17 protein-coding genes are annotated in these 16,108 nt (G+C 55.5%); 7 read left to right on the forward strand and 10 right to left on the reverse strand.

What is annotated here, in order from left to right:
• Positions 1-40: 40 nt before the first annotated feature.
• Together HW273_RS07675 and HW273_RS07680 are read right to left on the reverse strand one after the other, a co-directional pair.
• Positions 41-334 carry an EscU/YscU/HrcU family type III secretion system export apparatus switch protein gene (locus HW273_RS07675; protein WP_179011215.1) on the reverse strand — a complete coding sequence of 98 codons (294 nt, stop codon included), beginning with the start codon at positions 332-334 and terminating at the stop codon, positions 41-43.
• Between the two features lies 1 nt (position 335).
• The gene (locus HW273_RS07680) at positions 336-1,751 is read right to left on the reverse strand and encodes a hypothetical protein (protein WP_179011216.1); all 1,416 of its coding nucleotides are present in this window, start codon (positions 1,749-1,751) and stop codon (positions 336-338) included.
• Between the two features lie 515 nt (positions 1,752-2,266).
• Between HW273_RS07680 and HW273_RS07685 the strand changes: the two genes are divergently transcribed.
• The 7 genes from HW273_RS07685 to HW273_RS07715 are packed head-to-tail and all read left to right on the forward strand — an operon-like array spanning position 2,267 to position 7,718.
• Positions 2,267-2,578, forward strand: a complete 312-nt coding sequence (locus HW273_RS07685) for a flagellar biosynthesis anti-sigma factor FlgM (protein WP_179011217.1) — start codon at positions 2,267-2,269, stop codon at positions 2,576-2,578.
• Between the two features lie 14 nt (positions 2,579-2,592).
• Positions 2,593-3,033, forward strand: coding sequence for a flagellar protein FlgN (locus HW273_RS07690; protein WP_179011218.1), 441 nt, complete (start codon positions 2,593-2,595; stop codon positions 3,031-3,033).
• A gap of 33 nt (positions 3,034-3,066) precedes the next feature.
• The gene (locus HW273_RS07695) at positions 3,067-5,058 is read left to right on the forward strand and encodes a flagellar hook-associated protein FlgK (RefSeq protein ID WP_179011219.1); all 1,992 of its coding nucleotides are present in this window, start codon (positions 3,067-3,069) and stop codon (positions 5,056-5,058) included.
• Positions 5,059-5,076: 18 nt separating this feature from the next.
• Complete coding sequence (locus tag HW273_RS07700) at positions 5,077-6,354, forward strand: hypothetical protein (RefSeq protein ID WP_179011220.1); 1,278 nt, start codon at positions 5,077-5,079, stop codon at positions 6,352-6,354.
• 50 nt (positions 6,355-6,404) lie between these two features.
• Positions 6,405-6,992, forward strand: coding sequence for a hypothetical protein (locus HW273_RS07705; RefSeq protein ID WP_179011221.1), 588 nt, complete (start codon positions 6,405-6,407; stop codon positions 6,990-6,992).
• Between the two features lie 8 nt (positions 6,993-7,000).
• Positions 7,001-7,450: a flagellar assembly protein FliW gene (gene fliW, locus HW273_RS07710; protein WP_179011222.1), complete on the forward strand. Its 450-nt coding sequence runs from the start codon at positions 7,001-7,003 to the stop codon at positions 7,448-7,450.
• Positions 7,451-7,454: 4 nt separating this feature from the next.
• Positions 7,455-7,718 carry a carbon storage regulator gene (locus HW273_RS07715; RefSeq protein WP_179011223.1) on the forward strand — a complete coding sequence of 88 codons (264 nt, stop codon included), beginning with the start codon at positions 7,455-7,457 and terminating at the stop codon, positions 7,716-7,718.
• Positions 7,719-7,863: 145 nt separating this feature from the next.
• Here HW273_RS07715 and HW273_RS07720 read toward each other — a convergent pair whose 3' ends face one another.
• The 8 genes from HW273_RS07720 to HW273_RS07755 are packed head-to-tail and all read right to left on the reverse strand — an operon-like array spanning position 7,864 to position 16,108.
• Positions 7,864-9,690, reverse strand: a complete 1,827-nt coding sequence (locus HW273_RS07720; protein WP_179011224.1) for a nucleotidyltransferase family protein — start codon at positions 9,688-9,690, stop codon at positions 7,864-7,866.
• A gap of 10 nt (positions 9,691-9,700) precedes the next feature.
• Positions 9,701-10,114: a hypothetical protein gene (locus tag HW273_RS07725; protein WP_179011225.1), complete on the reverse strand. Its 414-nt coding sequence runs from the start codon at positions 10,112-10,114 to the stop codon at positions 9,701-9,703.
• Between the two features lie 9 nt (positions 10,115-10,123).
• Positions 10,124-10,531 carry a flagellar export chaperone FliS gene (locus tag HW273_RS07730; protein WP_179011226.1) on the reverse strand — a complete coding sequence of 136 codons (408 nt, stop codon included), beginning with the start codon at positions 10,529-10,531 and terminating at the stop codon, positions 10,124-10,126.
• A 13-nt stretch (positions 10,532-10,544) separates the two neighbouring features.
• Positions 10,545-13,079, reverse strand: a complete 2,535-nt coding sequence (gene fliD / locus HW273_RS07735; protein WP_179011227.1) for a flagellar filament capping protein FliD — start codon at positions 13,077-13,079, stop codon at positions 10,545-10,547.
• 20 nt (positions 13,080-13,099) lie between these two features.
• A complete protein-coding gene (locus HW273_RS07740) occupies positions 13,100-13,849 on the reverse strand; it encodes a late competence development ComFB family protein (protein ID WP_179011228.1) in 750 nt (249 codons plus the stop codon).
• A complete protein-coding gene (locus HW273_RS07745) occupies positions 13,830-14,630 on the reverse strand; it encodes a ParA family protein (protein ID WP_179011229.1) in 801 nt (266 codons plus the stop codon). Before HW273_RS07745 ends, HW273_RS07740 begins: the two co-directional genes overlap by 20 nt.
• Positions 14,631-14,648: 18 nt before the next feature.
• Complete coding sequence (locus tag HW273_RS07750; protein WP_179011230.1) at positions 14,649-15,587, reverse strand: chemotaxis protein; 939 nt, start codon at positions 15,585-15,587, stop codon at positions 14,649-14,651.
• A gap of 32 nt (positions 15,588-15,619) precedes the next feature.
• Positions 15,620-16,108, reverse strand: coding sequence for a chemotaxis protein CheD (locus HW273_RS07755; RefSeq protein WP_179011231.1), 489 nt, complete (start codon positions 16,106-16,108; stop codon positions 15,620-15,622).

Genomic DNA, 16,108 nt, shown 5'->3' on the forward strand with positions numbered 1-16,108 from the left:
CCCCCTGCGGGGGCGGGAGGAGAGCAAAGCCTTTCGGGATTCACGCCTTCCCGGCATTCGTCTCTTCCCCGTGGAAGCCCAGAAAATACAGATAGATCTCAACGATCGCCTGATACATTTCCTCCGGAATTTCCGCTCCCAGCTGAAGCTGCGTCAGCAAGGTCGCCAACGAATCGTCCTCATAAACAGGGACGCCTGCCTGCAGCGCCGCCTCGGTAATCCGCTCTGCCATATAGCCCATCCCGGAGGCGACGACAACCGGCGCGCCGTTCCTACTGCTGTCGTATTTCAGCGCCGCCGCTTTCTTTTCCATGATTTTACCGAACTCTGCCATATCAAATCCTTATATTGATTCCGTGACTCTGTTCCGAAAGCCCCGGGAAAACCTCTGCCAAACGAAGCGCCCGCATTCTGCGGCGGATTCCGAGGTTCGCGACGCTCAGCCCATTTTTCCGGAGAATTCCGCTCACCTTCCCCTCAACCTCCTTCTGCCGCTCCATCAGCTCCTCCGGGAGAAAAAGCTGCAGGTCGACACGCCGATCCCGAATCAGAGAAACCAGCTCGAAGTCTCCGACGGACTGGATATGGAAGCGAAGCAGCAGCTTGGTTCCGCCGTTTCCTCCCCTTCTTCTGTCCTCCGGCTCAACCCACATCTCACTCATTACCTGCCTGCCCCGGAAGCGGAACGGGAAAATGCTGTGCCGAAGCGGCATATATACGCTTTCATTCACCAGAAGCCCATTCAGAACCTCCTGAAACCTCATACTGTTTTCGCTCCCTGCCTTGCCCTCTGCACCTGCCAGAAGAAGCTTCGGAAACAGTGAAGAGAAGCTGTCCTCCGCCTCCCGCTTGAGAAGACGCTCCGCGGTTTCCTGCCAGAGCGCCGCAGGATCTCCACGGAACAGGAGCTGGAAATCGCTGTTCTTCATCAGACGCTGCCCCAACTTCTCCAGCGTTTCCTTATCACCGTTTTCATACTTCACCGCATAAAGGATGAAGAGCATTGCCGCATTTCGCACCGGACCGTAGTCATGTGTCTGGGAAACGTAGCGAGACAGAAAGGGAAGAATCTCATTATTGATGAGCCGTGTGTTCGCCTCCGTATCGCCAGGCAGGGCGGAGAGGTCCAGCCGTTCCGTCAGCGCAGCGAATTTCTCTGCCGCGGAGCTGAGCATCAGATTCCGAATATCTCCGGCGATCGTCTGCATCTGACGGAGCAGATGCGGCCCGGCACTCAGGTCATTGTAGCTCTTTACAAAGTCCATAATCGCGTTCCGAAGCGGCTCGGAGATCCGCTCCTGCATCAGACCGCGGAGTCCGTCGAAGAAAGCCCCCGAGAATTTCAGCTCTCCTCCCTGCTCCTTCATAAATGCAAGCAGTTCCTCGGGATTCTGCAGCTCCATAGAGGAAAAAAGCCCTGAAAGTGCGGTTCCCAGTCCCTCTTGATTCTGGAACAGGAGCATCCCGCTGTCACTGAAAAAGAGCGCGGAGAGCTCCTTCGGGAAATCCTCCAGCCCGCGCAGATTCCGGAGAAAGCTCGCATAGTTTCCCTCGAAGTCGAGGATACGTCCTCCTCCCTCCCCGGTCGCCGTGCCGCTCCCGCCCGCGTTCTGCCCGTCCGCGCGGTTGACTGCGTCGGGATCAGCAGGATTCTGGATCGCCGGATTGTCATTTTGCAGCCTGGGCTGTCCGCTCTGGATCTGCTGGCTCTGGTCGACCGGGGTCGGGGAAATCTGTAAAATATTCGACATATCGAAGCCTGTTCCTTCTCTGGATTATGTTATAAATTCTGGATTCGTTGCTTCGAGCGCGCCTGAGGGCGCGCTTAAAGCAACGAATGCCTAAAGGACACTGATTAAATTGAAGAAGCGCATTCCTGTTGTCCCGTCAGATGCCGCTATATCCGCCCGTGTAAACACGGCGTCTATTCCGCTCGGTACTGCGTGTATAAGCCCCTCGCGTCACTTCGCTGCTTCCGCAGCTCTCGTGCCGCCAACAGCAATTCGCAAATCGCATCGCTCACTGCGTTCGCGCTGCTTTTTTGCTCATTCCTGTTGTCCCGTCAGATGCCGGAATATCCGCCCGTGTAAACACGGCGTCTATTCCGGCGCCTGACGGGGCTTATACACTAATGTACAACTAAATTCTCTAAATAGCAAATTACTTATCTAATACAAAAATATGACGATATAATAAATGAAAACAGAAATAAAGTAAATCCCCATGCCCCGTATAAGGGGCACAGTATGAATCACAGGAGGCAGCTATGGATATTACAATCAGAAGAGACATGAATACACATATCGATTTCACGTCTCGATGCTACAACCCGAAAGCTTCCTCTATAGAGGAGCAGCCGGAGAGCCGCGCGAAGTTCGATACGGTTTCGATCACGCGGAACAGCGCCGTCCGTTCCGATACTGATTTTTCAAGAGCGCTTGCCCATGAGATCGCGAGATCCGTCGGAGAGGGCGTTCCTAAGAGCCGCGTCGCGGAGCTTCATGACAGAGTGCAGACCGGTCAGTACGCCGTCTCCAGTGCCCGTGTTGCGGAGAAGCTGCTCGGCTACAGAGACTGATAAGGGACATATTTATGGATACAAAAATTACGGCGGATGCCGCACAGAGACTGCAGCAGCTCTATCAGAGGCTCCTCCCCGTTTTAGAGGAGCTCTGCGTTCTGGAGGAGCGCATCGCCCTTGCCGCGGCGGACGATCGACCGGAGACATTGGAAAAACTCGTGACAGAGGCGCAGCCTGCGCTTCTGTCCTTTCGCGGTCTCGAGAAGAAACGGGAGATGCTCTCGCAGGAGCTTTCGATTCAGGGCAGGTCCACGGCGGAGCTTCTCTCCGCTCTGCCCGATTCGCTTCGCGAGGAGCTTGCGCCTGTTCTCACGGAGCTCACCCGCTCTCTCCGCCGCTTCCGCGACGCGAAGGAGAATGCGGAGCGCATCATGCAGCTCCGCCTGAATGACCTGAACCTCCGTCTGGAGGGCATCCCGATCCCGCAGTCCCACAGAGACCGGCGTGTCTGATACCATTGATTCTATAAAGGAGAATTCCATTCTATGATAAGAGCAACCTTCGCCGGCTTCGATACCGCACTTTCCGCGCTCCGCATGAACCAGAAGAAGCTGGATATTGTCGGACACAACCTCGCGAATATGAATACGGAGGGCTACACCCGTCAGGAGCTCAGAACCTCCAGCATTAATTATGACAATCCGACCTCCTTCTACATGAACCAGAACGATGTCAATGTCGGCTTCGGCGTCGCCATGGACGAGGTGCGTCAGCTCCGCGACCAGTTTCTCGACAAGCAGTACCGCATCCAGAATTCCCGCTCCAGCTACAATTTGACGATCAATGATTCCCTGAAGAGCCTGAGTTCCTTCATGGATGAGTCAAAGGCCAAAGGCATCCGCAGCGCGCTGGATGACATTCAGACCTCTCTCACCAATATGCAGGATCCCTCCAAGGTGCAGGATCCTGTCTATGAGGGAGAGCTCATGTCCCGCGTGCAGGCGTTCACGACGCTGCTGAACTCTGCCGCTGAGAATATCAAGACCGCCAGAGCGAATGAATTTCAAAAGCTGAACGGCGTCGGCACCAGTGAGAACGGCGCCGTGCAGAAGATCAATTCCCTCCTCGACACGATCGGACAGCTCAATGTCGAGATTAAGAGAAACCAGCTCCTCGGGAATCCCGCACTGGAGCTGCAGGATAAGCGTAATCTCGCGCTGGACGAGCTCGCGAGCTATATCCCTATCGAGGTAGAGAGATTTTCGGAGGAGTATACTGCACAGAAGGTCGATAAGAATACTGGCAAGCCCATCGCAGGAGAAACAGAAACCCGCTACCGCATCTATAACTATGACGAAAGAGGAAATATCGTCGGTCGTTCCAACTGGCCGGAGGATCTCCGCGTCAGCCTGAAATATACCGAAAATGACGGCAATAAGGCGAGCAGCAAGTCGCTGGTGCTGGTCAACGGCGCGATTGACGGGCTGAAGAAGGAAAGGGACGGCACAGCCTACAATGTCGGCAGGGTTTCTCTTGCGACGCGTACAAAGGAGGGCAGCCTCCCGGACGAGAATGATCCGACCAATACCCAGCTTCAGTTCCAGACCTACCACACCCGTGATGCTGCGGGGCGCGACGCTGCGAAAATCACGACAGATACCGGAGCGAGCAATGACAGCCGAAAGTCCATCCGCTTCCAGGGCGGCTCAGTGCAGGCAAGTCTCGATATGCTCTCCTCCTCCGACTATGACAAGCTGATCACACAGAACGGTACAAAGACCACGGATCTCGGACTGCTCAAGGCGAGCAGCGAGATGAACTCCTACAGCTACGATTACTACATGGATCGGCTGGACGCGCTGGCGCAGAAGTTTTCGCGGGACATGAACCGACTGAACCTCCAGGGCAATACATCAGACGCACAGTTCCGAGATGCGGTGCAGAAGCTGAAAGATCAGAATGCAGCGAGCACCTCTCCGATCCCGAACTACAAGCCCACGAATGAAGAGGTGTATGCCTATCTCGAGAAACAGGGCACGGTCAAAAACCATATCCTGCTGATCGACAAAACGAAAACCAGTACGGATTCCGCAGCAGGAATCACCGCCTCCAATATCGGCATCGCGAAGGGCTGGGTCAACGGTACGACCCATATCGGCACGACCGGCTTTTTAAGCCGCAGCAGCGAAAATACTGCGAGCACGCATCAGGGAGACTTCACGGATACCGTGACAGAGATGCTTCGTACGATGATCTCCCCCCAGATGCGCCAGAACAATACCAGAACCAGCTATTCCGACTACATGAACAATATTTCCACGGTGCTGGCGACGGATGCCTATGCCAACAACAACTCCTATACCATCAACAAGACCGTACTGGATAGTCTGGGTACCTCCCGTGATCAGCTCTCCGGTGTCAGTCTGGATGAAGAGGCGGCGAATATGATGACCTACACCTCCAGCTACAATGCGGCAGCACGGCTGATGACCGCGCTGGATGAGACGCTGAAGAGCCTGCTCAATATCGGTGCGTAAGGAGAGAAAGGAAAAGGGATGAGAGTAACAGCCAGAACCTATTATCAGGACTATGCCAAGACGGTCGGAGATCTGCACGGCAAGCTGAATGAAGCCATGAGTCAGGTTTCTACCGGCAGAAAATATAACTCCGCCTCAGAAAACCCGATCGCCTACTACGCAGGAAAGCGCATGGACAATCAGTACGCCGATGCAGAGGCGAAGGAAACCGTCATCAAGGATGTACAGAACCGCCTCTATCAGCAGGAGGCAGGCGCACGTTCGATCCAGCAGCACAATATGCGAAGCGTAAACACGCAGGTGCTCGCACTCCGGCAGGACACGAAGAATGTTGATACCGGCACGGTAAAGACCTACCAGACGCAGTTCACGCAGGAGCTGAGAGGGCTTGTCAACACCCTGAATTCCCAGTATGACAACTACTATGTCTACGGCGGAAACGATATGTCTACTGTCCCCTTCTCTCTGGATGTCGACCTGAAGGAGGATCTCAATCAGGTAAATCAGTCCAGCATTTCCCTGACCTATCACCACAGATTCCCGGGAGAGGCAGATGCGAGCCATATCCGGATCTCCTATTCCTACAATAAAGACAGCGGACACTATGAGAACCACTATTCGCTGGTCGATGAGAACGGGAATGCGATCGCCGGCAAATCCGAGGACGACGCACTGCAGAAGCTGGTTTCCGCCATGCGCGAGCAGGGACGGATGAACACCGGCTACGGGAGTCTCCGCGACCGGAGCACGCTGATCGACACCTATACGGGCGGCCTGAACATGCTGACCGGTCTTTCCTCCGATACCCTGAGGAATCTCTCGGATGAAGAGGCTGTCAAGCGGATCCGCGGCGGGAAGGACGGCAGCGGCATTGAGGAAAGGGTGAATGCGCAGGAGGATTCCATGCTTAACTCGCCCGTTTCCCTGATCTCCAAGGCAATCCTGAGCGCCCACAATCTGGTTCGCAATCAGGAGAACGGCACAGAGGCGCAGCTTGCTGCATCAAGGAAACGCTTCGACACAGATCTTGCCGCCTTTATTGATCAGAATGACAATGCGGAGAGCCGCATCAGCGACAGCTACCGGGAGCTGGGCGTGAAATCTGCCGCCCTCACCCATACTAAGGAACAGCTCAGCCTGACGAAGGATACCCTTACCGCACAGTACAAGGACAAGCTCGGGATCGATACCTATGATGCCATCGTGAAGATGTATTCCTATCAGTACAGCTACAACGCGGCAATGAAGGTCGGTTCCCACATCATGCAGTCCTCTCTCTTTGAATTTGTAAAATAAACTCACATGCCGAAAGCTTCGGCACCGCAGAGCACGATAAGGAGGAAGCTATGGGACAGCTGATCAGAATTACGACTGCCAGCTTCGAAGCCGTCCGCGTCAGCGGCGGCGGAAGACTCGTCCCGGCAGAGCAGATTGAGGCGGAGCGAAGGAGCGCTCTGCTGCGCGGCATCCTGAAATCACAGGAGGCCAATGTAGGCAGTCAGCATTTTACGCAGGAGATCAACCACTCCTACCATCGGGTACAGGCATCGGACAGCCTCCGGAAGGAGATGGGAAATCTGCAGGAAACGCATCCGCAGGAGATGCCGCAGCTTTCCGGCCCGCCTGCCACTGTTCCGAGTCCGGCAGAGACCGTCGCAAAGCAGGCAGAGAAGGCAGGACGCTATGTACAGACCATGCCGCTGCAGCAAACAGCCGATCCGCTCCCCTCTCCTGCGGCACAGGGCAGCTCCAGCTATTATCAGGAGCGAGCCGCATTGGAAATGCGGGTACAGCGCGGAGAGCTCAGCTTCCTGCCCCCCCTCAACATGATGATTGTGACACAGCGTCCCGAAATTCATATTGAATACACCGGAGACTTCAATTACTTCCCCTCCCCGGAAATATCCGGAGAAAACCTCAATATTGAAAGCTAGGAGTACAGATGGAACTACAAACCAAGGACTACGGCAGCATTGAATACGAGGAAGAAGATCTCTTCTTTTTTCCGGACGGCCTCTTCGGTTTCCCGGAAATCAAGCACTTCCTCCCCCTCTGCCTGAACGAACAGGAGGATTCCACGATGCTGCTGCTGCATGGGGTTGAAAACCCAAGCATCGCTTTCGTCGTACTTGATCCGTTCTCCATCGAGCCGAACTACGCTCCGAGGCTCACGCCGGAGGAGCTCGGCTATCTCGGCGCCGGCTCGGAGGCAGAGCTCAGCTACTATGTCACCTGTGCGCTGAAAAATGACTACCTCGACAATACCGTAAACCTCAAGTGCCCTCTCGTGATGAATCCGGCGAACCGGCGCTGCATGCAGGTCATCATGGAGGACTCTCCCTATGACTATCGGAAGTCACTTCGGGAATTCGCAAGCATAGGGGAGGAATGATTCCATGCTGGTACTTCGCCGTAAAAAGAATGAAAGCATCCTGATCGGAGACAATATCCGTATCATGATTCTCGAGACTGCGGGAGACGGTGTCCGGCTCGCCATCGACGCGCCTCGCAGCGTTTCTATTCTCCGTGAGGAACTGTCCAGCGCGGAGGAGGAAAATCGCGAGTCTGTCGCGACTGCGACGGATTACAACGCCGTCCTCTCACTCCAAAGAGATCTGCTCTCCAGGCTGCAGCAAAAAAAACAGGGAAGCTCTGATTAACCCCGCTTCTGCGCTCCACTGCCTGTTGTCCTGTCAGATGCCATTATAAAAAGGATTCGCCCCCTCAGAGCTCAATTTGCGCTGAGGGGGCGAATCCTTTTTATAATTTCCTGCTTTAATCTCCAGCAGCGGGACGATCCCTCCCTTAGCTCTCGACTTCTTCCAGCTTCGGGAACTTCCATTTGCTGAACGCGACTTCGCGTCCATCTACGGTTCCGGTCTCTGTCCCGCTTACCTTCGACTTCTCCTTTTTCTCTCCCTCATCCATCACACTAACAGCCTGATAGCTCGTGAGCTTGACGCGCGGGAGATCCTCCGCGATGAGCAGGCGTTCGTCTGTCTCCTGTGCTTCCTCCAGCTCCCGATGTTCCCGAAAGACGACATCGTCCTTCCGTTCCTCCTCTCGCCGCGCAGTCGATGCGGAAAGCTTCGGGAATTCCCAGAGCAGGAGCTCCTGCTCCTCGTCCTCCCCCGCCTCCTCTTCTGTAATCTCCGCACTGTGGAAGGCGCTGTCCTTCGAGATATCCACCGGATCGCCCATGCTCTCGAAGCTGAATACAGAAGCCCGCTTCTCCTGTCCTTCCTCCTCTGAGAACAGCTCCGCCGCGTCCGCAGCCGGCACTTCCCTCTTCAGTGCAGGGCTGTCTCCGGAATGGTCATGCGGCTTCCAGAATACCTTCTTCCGCCTGTTCTGCGAGAAGGGATTGCCCAGCTCTGCCGCTGCTGTGCCGAAGTTCAGGCTTCTGCTGCTCTCCTGCTCGCTGAGCGAAGCTGTACCCGCAGCGGACGGCTCCGCCGAAAGGCTCTTCTGGGAACGAAAGCCGCGAAAAAGCCTCCTGATCCAGTAAAATGGTAGAAGCAGAGGATGCTTCTCCAGCTCCGGATAGAGCGCCTCCATATACTTCCGATCCGGAAAACGTTCCCGAAACCATCCTCCGATCCCTGCAAATCCCGAAAGCAGGCTCGCCCGGAGCTTTCGGAGCCGCTCGGAACGTTCCTCCCTGTTAATTGCATCATATATTTCCTTCCGCAGCCGCTGCGACTCCGGAATCGTATCCATGCCTGTCATGCCGTTCGAGAGTATGCGGCTCTCAATCCCGTCATAGATCCCGATGTCCTCCTTCGGTGCCGGAAAGAGCGGCGCCTTCCGCGTTCCGAACCACATATCCGCGATATGCAAAAGGCTGATCGAAAGAACGGAGATACGGAACTCCCGAAGCCGAGCATCGATGAACTTCCGGTTCATGCTCTTATGGAACATCCGGTAAAAAAGATAGACATCCAGCACCTCCCTGATCCGAAGCTCCCCTGTACCGTAACGGTAGCACGCCTCCGCCAGCCGGAAGACATAGCTGCTCTCGAGGGAAAGCGTCCGAATATACTTCAGGTTCCGATCCGGATTAGCCCGATCCAGCAGGGACTTCATGTTCTTCCGGTAGAGCTTCGTCAGAAAGGGGAGCTCATGATAGAGCTCCACCTGAAAGCCGCTGTTCCCGCGCCTCAGATGCTCACCGCAGCCCTTGTAGAACTGATCCGTCTCATAGCCCAGATCCACCAGAAAGCCCTTCGCAAGCGGATAGCTGTCCTCGGAAATATAGAGGCGAAGCGGGCTGTTCGCCGCCGTCTCGGGAATCGGATAGAGTCGGCGTATCGCAGAGGACTCCAGTACCGTCACGCCGAGCTTCATCATATTAAAGGTCGTCAGAATCTCTGTCTCCGAGCCCTCATAGTTCTCACCGTAACGGACTGCCTCCTGATAACGCAGAAAAAAGCGTTCTCCCCACATTTCGGGAACCCGCTCTGTCGCACCCAGCATCGCCAGGTAAATGGCCGATGCAATATTGTGATAATCTGAAATACGAAACAGCCGCTCCCAGTTCATTCTCCTGTGTACCGGGAAGTTCTCATCCTGTCGGATCATGCTCCCCAGCATATTGACCAAAAATCTACCCTCAAATACACTTCGGTTCATTTAGACCTCTTCAGTTCTGATAATAGCTCCTGCCCTTCGCACTGCGGAGGTTCAAGACGCGATCCTCCTCCTGAATACTCCGGAGAACGCTGTCGATGCTCCTCCGGATGGCGATTACCCGCTCCTCCCCGGTATTTCCCGCCTTTGCCTCCTCCACCGCGCAGAACAGCAGCCGCTTCATATATTCCGCCGTCTCCGGACTCTCCTCCGAAAGCTGCAGGAGCTCCTGCCAGTTGCTCTCGCACTTATCCAGATAATCACCGCGAATCTGCAGAATCAGCTCCGCGGAAACTGCGTCATTCCGAGAGAGTGCCAGGGACAGCTCGTCCGTGGCACTCTTGATATCACGAAATATATTGTAGCGTCTCTGTAAAAGGAGGGCAAGCAGACCTGAATCCACCGCCTCGCGCCTTGCCTTCTCCATCTGTCTCCTTTACACCAGAATCCTGCTCTCCCGCGGCGGAAGCGTACCGCTCGCCTGCTTGCTCGCGCCGCTGAAGCCGTCCCGAAGCTCCTCCAGTATCGTGATCATCCCAGGAAGCTCCTCTGCCCTCCGCTCTCTCCCTGCACGCACCCGGCTCAGGTCGAAGAGCAGGTATTCATAAATCCGATTCAGATCGCCGCTTACCGGCTGCTCCATGTCCAGGGTTTGCTGAAGATAACGGACGATCCGTGTTGCCCTGTCCATATTGCCGTCGAAGGTCTCATACTTCTTCTCCTCCAGAAGATATTGTGCCTTCTTCAGGCACTTGATCCCCTCCTCATAGGTCAGAAGCAGAAGCTCCGCCGGGCTCATCTGATAGATCGCCTGTTCCTGATATTTCTTCTGATATTCATTCATTGCTCCGGACTCCTTAGCCCGTCAGGCTGCTGAGATACGAGGACTGCGCATTCATATTGCTGATTGCCGTCTCCATTGCCGTAAATTGGGAAATATAGCGCTTCTGCTCTGTTTTCAGCATCTCCTTCAGTCTCTGGATCTGCTCCTCATTCGCCTTGAGCGCCGTATAAATGGAGTTCTTCTGCTTCGACATGGAAATACGGTTGGAACCGCCTGCGGTCACGAGCTCGCCGTAGGAACCGCCGTTCCGCATAGAGTAGCGGGTCGCATACTTCGTGCCGACATCCTCTATGGTCTTCGCCAGTCCCTTCACGCCGTTAGAGCCTGTCATAATCTTCGATACCGTCTCCGGTTCGTTCTCCATCGCCCTCTTGAATTTCGCTTCATCGAATTCCAGCCTTCCGCCATCATGATAGTCGCTGCTCATCGTAAGGCCGATCTTCTCCATATCCTTGTAGCTCAGCCCCATCTTTTCAAGGCCGCGCACCATGCTCGTCATCACGGTCTGGAGATCATTGCTCAAATTGCGAACCGAGGACTCGTTATACAGCAGTCCCTCTTTTGCCTTTTTCTCCCAGTTCTCGATCGACTTGTCAGACATCTCCTCCCTTTGGGCGTCAGTCAGCGGATCATAGCCGGAGGAGGGTCTCGTCCTCACCTGTTCATTGACCGCGTCGACGATCTCATTGTACGCCTTGACGAACTTCTTGACCGTTTCCGTTGCCTTATCCGCATCCGCCTTCGAGGAGAAGGAGACCGTTTTGGAGCTGTCCAGCTTGTAGCTGCCGTCCGCATTATGAAGCAGATTTCCTTCACTGTCGGTCTGAATGCCGAAGCTGCCGCTGACCGTAATCCGCAGTCCGTCAATCCGGAAGGTATTGGAGCTGCTCGTGACTGTCTCGCTCACGCCATTCCCATAGTCATAGATCATCTCCGCATCCTGCCCGTCCTTTCGGATGCTGCCGCTGCCGCCGAACAGGAGCTGCTCTACACTGTCCTGCTTCTCTGCATCCCCCAACGTGATCTCTCTGCCGGAGCCGGACTCCTCGGAAATCAGTACGAACCTGCCGCTCCCCTCCATGTAGCTCGCTCTGACTCCCGCCTTGCTTTCATTGATCTTCTTAAGCATCTCATTGACGCTCGTCTTCGCCGTGATTCCCTGCACCGCTGTTCCGTTAATCTTGAAATCGGCAAGTGCCGCCGTCAGCTCCTCCTCCGAGCTCCACTTTGCCGCCTCGCTGCCGAAGAGCTTCTCTCTGTTGTCCCAGAGTGAGCTGTTCAGCGTCAGCTTGTTCGAGGCATTCTCGCTGATCCCGATATTCGCGCGAAGCCCCGCATCCGAGGCGCTGAGACTGAGCGCGCTCTTGTCACCCGCCTCTGCATTGGTAAGCTCCAGCTTCCCGCTCTCGCCGACGGAAACCTTGATTTTCCCTCTTCCGAACGCCTCGTCGACATGCGCCTGAAACTTCTCCGCAAGCTTCCGGAGCAGCGTCTCCCCGTCCGTCCCGCTCATATCTGCACTGTTCCGCTCCTCCTGTGTCAGCATCTTTACATCCTTGCTGACACCCTTGTAGGAAATTCGGAAATCGCTGCCGCTCAGAAGATCCAGCATGGACTTCTTCGTCACCGAGCTCTCCGAGAAGCCGCTGCCGTTCTCTGCCGCCGTGCGTGCGCCGGCATTGAAATCGCTGATGCGAAGGTAGTCCTCGCTGCCGCTGCCCTCATAGCCCAGCGCCTTCAGCACCGGCTGCCTCGGCTTCAGGCTGTAGCCATTGTCGCTGCCGCCCTCGATACGAATTGCGTCCTTGTCCTTGTCATAGGCGAAAGAAAGCTTCGCGTTCGCGCCGTCCAGCGCAACCGGTTCATTCTTCAGGTAGGCATTCAGATCCTCTACCAGCTTCTGCTTTGCCTCCGGCGTAGAGCTCGTATAGTCCAGTGTATGCGTCTTGCCCTCCCCGTCCGTATAGGAGCTCGGAAAGGTGAAGCTGCTGCGCACATGGAATTTGTTCTCTGTGAAGTTGTACTGTCCGAACTCCAGTGTCTTCCCGCGCAGATTCGAGAGCACGGCAGCATCGCTCTTCGTGAGCGACTCCGCATCGATACCAGTCGTAATCGGGCTGATCGTCCCCTTCACACCCGAAACAACAGAGGCAGAGCTCGCCGTGCGGGAAACCGCCTGCACATGAATATGCTTCGTCATATCGGAGGCACCGCTCGCCTTGATGAATTTCGTTGCGTCCGCACTGCCCTCCGGTGTCACCACATTGGCGGCAAAGAGCGTGCTGTCCTTGATAGAGCTCGAGCCGGTGAAGCTCAGATACTCGTCCTGCAGGTCGATCAGCTTATCCGCGATATTCCGGATTGCGTCCTGCTTCCAGTTGAGCCGCGTGGTCTCCTGCTGCGCTTTCGTGATCTTCTTCTGCGTCGCTGAGGTGAGCTGCTCGATCAGGGCATCCCGGTCGATGCCGGATGCCAAGCCGCCGAAGCCGGAAAGCGCGGTATTCCCCAGGCTGGAGGAATTGCTGCGTGTCGAAGATATTCTTGCCATTTTTATGCTCCCTTCTACTCCTATCGATCGTGCCGCGGGACTTCCTTCACCGTGAGGCACGCTCTCAGCAAGGAGGCGAGGATCTCTGTGCGATAACGGCTCTGGTAAAATCCGATCATCGGAGAAGTCACATCCTTCTCCAGCACGACGTATTTCGCCGGCAGCCTCGTCAGCGCCAGCGCCGTCACATCCGTCACACACCTCTCGCAGGTGCAGCAGCCATACTGTGCCATAAAGCCCGGGATATCCTGCTGCCGAAGGATCACATCCATCACGTTAACGATATGAAACGACTTATGGGACTCCTTCCGCCATGCTCCTGCCTCCGAAATTTCTTTCTTATCATATTCATCGGCAGCTTTTCCGTCTTTTATTAGCGATTCTGCCACTTTCCGGGAATCCGAGGAGGCCGTACCCTGCCGAACAGGCTCTATCCCCCGCTCCGGCTTTCCCTCCTCTTCCGGCTCCATTCCTCCCTGACGCAGGCTCTCCTCCAGCTTCCTCCGGATCTCTCCGGAAAGCCTGTCGTTCTCCGACGCCTCGTCGATGACGGTCACCCGGCTCTCCGGCTCCGTATCCTTTCTCTTTACAGCAGAAGAAACACCCCTTCTCTTCCGGGGCGCCGGAGCGTTTTCCGCTCCCGTCTCCTCCGGAGAAGAAGTAAGTGTCTCTGCCAGCTGTTCCGCTTTTCCCGTCTCTGTCTCCGTACCATTGGTCAGAAGATTCAGGACATGGGAGGTTTTGTTGCTTTTACTTATTTTCTTCGCCAAAACTCGTCACCTCCGAAAGATGGATCTCCTCCGCAATCTCCTCGATGAACGCCGCATAGTCCCGCACAGCGCCGGAACGGATGTTATAACTGTAAATGTCCTCCCCATGCGCCGGCGCCTCTGCGATCGCGACACCGTTTCGAATCTTCGTTCGGAAAACCCTCGTCCCGATCTGCTGTGCGAGCTGATTTGCCATCTCCACGACGTCACGTGCCAGCGTGGTGCGTCGGTCGAACTTATTGATCAGAATACCCAGCACCCGAAGCTGACTGTTCAGCTCCTGCCGGACGGAATCTATGGTCTCCCGAAGCTGGGAAAGCCCCACCAGACTCAGGATATCCGATGCCATCGGAATAATCAGGAAATCCGACACCGCATAGGCGTTGATCGTCAGCAGATTCAGTGCCGGCGGGGTATCAATGACGATATAGTCATAGTAATCCATTACCGGACGGAGCATCTCTCTGAGCGCCCGCTCCCGCTTTCCCGGCTCCAGCCGCTCGAGCCCGGAGGTCGAGAGTGAGATGTCGGAGGGAAGGATATCATACTTCGGCATCCGCCGGATCGCCTGCTGCACGCGCACCTTGCCTCTGAGCGCATCCAGCACGGTCGCGCCGCTGCCTCCCTCCAGCCCCATGCAGAAGCCCAGATTTCCCTGCGGATCAAGATCGACGCCGAGTACCTTCGCACCCTTGTTGGCAAGTCCTGCACAGAGCGCGCCGGAGGTAGTCGTCTTCCCTACCCCGCCCTTCTGATTTGAAACTGTGATAATGACGGACAATTCCCTACCTCCTGCTCTTTACGACGCCTGTTCCTTCCGGAAGCGGTCGATCAGAATATCCAGAACCTCGACCAGATGCCCGATTTCCGGCTTCGAGAGCTGCTCGTCCGCGCCGACGCTCTTGCCCTTCCGCCGCATCTCTTCATTGATAAGGGAGGAGAAGATCACCACCGGCAGCCTCTTCAGCCGAAGATCAGACTTCACCAGCTTCGTCAGCCGGTGCCCGTCCATCATCGGCATCTCCAGATCCGTGATCAGAAGGTTGACCTTCTCATAAAGCTGCGGGTCATCGCGCAGGGCGCTTAGATAATCCCACGCCTCCTGCCCGTTGTTGCACATCGTGATATGTGTAAAGCCGGCCTTCCCCAGTGCGGCGAGGATCATCTTCTGAAGCAGCACAGAGTCCTCGGCAATGACGATCTGCGCATCGTTCTGGCTCCGTACCCCCATCTCCTCGATCTCGGAGAGCTGAATCGAGCTCTCCGGCGAGATCTCCGCTACGATCTTCTCGAAGTCAAGAATGGTGACGAGCAGCTCGTCACACTGCGCGATGCCTGTCGCGACCCCCTCCTGTCCGTTTGCCAGCGTCTTATCCGGCTTCTGTATCGCGTTCCACGAAATGCGGCTGATCCCCTCGATGGAATCAACGCGGAACGCCACGATCATCTTGTTGAAGCTCGTAATGATGAAGAGATCCCGATCTCCCTGCTCCGGCGTCTCACCGGTCAGATAGTTCGCCAGATTGATGACGGTAATCAGCGTCTCGCGCGGCTTGAAAAAGCCCTCGACCGAAGGATGGGAATGCGGCATCGGCTTCACCTTCTCGGTCATCATGATCTCCTTGACCTTCGCAACATTGATGCCGTAGAACTCTCCCTGTACGCAGAACTTCATGATCTCGATTTCATTCGTTCCAGACTCCAGAAGGATTCCCTCTTTTTCGTTCCTTTTTTTCATTCTAAGTCCTCTTCCCTTCCTCATCATTATAGTTATAAATGAACGTCCTGTCTACCGTAGGTCCGGATCAGCACATCGCCTGTCGCGACATTAAGACTCATGGTACGAGCATAGTTCGCACCGGTATCCTCCGCTATGAGACGCAGCCCTTCCTCCCGAAGCAGCTTCCGCACCATCGCCGCGTTGCGCTCCCCGATATTACCGAAGCTCTGGTTGCCGCTGATCTCGAACATCTTCGCCCCTCCGGCAATCTTCACCTCCGACCTCGCCTTCACCGCGCCGAAGGCGGAAAGCTTACGGATCGTCTCCCTGAGTCCGGTGTCCGCATACTTGTACAGATTCATATCAGACTGGTTTACCCGCTCCGGCAGCATGATATGGAGCAGCGATCCCAGCTTGATATAGGGGTCATATATGCTGATTCCAATACAGGAGCCTAAGGCATAGGTAATAATGCAGCCCTCTCCGCGGGTAAGCTTCATATCTCCTATGCCGACTTTCAGTTGCTTCTCGAAATCCAT

The sequence above is a fragment of the Oribacterium sp. oral taxon 102 genome (genome assembly GCF_013394775.1).
Taxonomy (GTDB): domain Bacteria; phylum Bacillota; class Clostridia; order Lachnospirales; family Lachnospiraceae; genus Oribacterium.

Coding starts and splice junctions, on each gene's coding strand:
- HW273_RS07675 (WP_179011215.1), bottom strand. CDS start 334: ATGGCAGAGTTCGGTAAAATCATGGAAAAGAAAGCGGCGGCGCTGAAA.
- HW273_RS07680 (WP_179011216.1), bottom strand. CDS start 1,751: ATGTCGAATATTTTACAGATTTCCCCGACCCCGGTCGACCAGAGCCAG.
- HW273_RS07685 (WP_179011217.1), top strand. CDS start 2,267: ATGGATATTACAATCAGAAGAGACATGAATACACATATCGATTTCACG.
- HW273_RS07690 (WP_179011218.1), top strand. CDS start 2,593: ATGGATACAAAAATTACGGCGGATGCCGCACAGAGACTGCAGCAGCTC.
- HW273_RS07695 (WP_179011219.1), top strand. CDS start 3,067: ATGATAAGAGCAACCTTCGCCGGCTTCGATACCGCACTTTCCGCGCTC.
- HW273_RS07700 (WP_179011220.1), top strand. CDS start 5,077: ATGAGAGTAACAGCCAGAACCTATTATCAGGACTATGCCAAGACGGTC.
- HW273_RS07705 (WP_179011221.1), top strand. CDS start 6,405: ATGGGACAGCTGATCAGAATTACGACTGCCAGCTTCGAAGCCGTCCGC.
- fliW (WP_179011222.1), top strand. CDS start 7,001: ATGGAACTACAAACCAAGGACTACGGCAGCATTGAATACGAGGAAGAA.
- HW273_RS07715 (WP_179011223.1), top strand. CDS start 7,455: ATGCTGGTACTTCGCCGTAAAAAGAATGAAAGCATCCTGATCGGAGAC.
- HW273_RS07720 (WP_179011224.1), bottom strand. CDS start 9,690: ATGAACCGAAGTGTATTTGAGGGTAGATTTTTGGTCAATATGCTGGGG.
- HW273_RS07725 (WP_179011225.1), bottom strand. CDS start 10,114: ATGGAGAAGGCAAGGCGCGAGGCGGTGGATTCAGGTCTGCTTGCCCTC.
- HW273_RS07730 (WP_179011226.1), bottom strand. CDS start 10,531: ATGAATGAATATCAGAAGAAATATCAGGAACAGGCGATCTATCAGATG.
- fliD (WP_179011227.1), bottom strand. CDS start 13,079: ATGGCAAGAATATCTTCGACACGCAGCAATTCCTCCAGCCTGGGGAAT.
- HW273_RS07750 (WP_179011230.1), bottom strand. CDS start 15,587: ATGAAAAAAAGGAACGAAAAAGAGGGAATCCTTCTGGAGTCTGGAACG.
- HW273_RS07755 (WP_179011231.1), bottom strand. CDS start 16,108: ATGGATTTCGAGAAGCAACTGAAAGTCGGCATAGGAGATATGAAGCTT.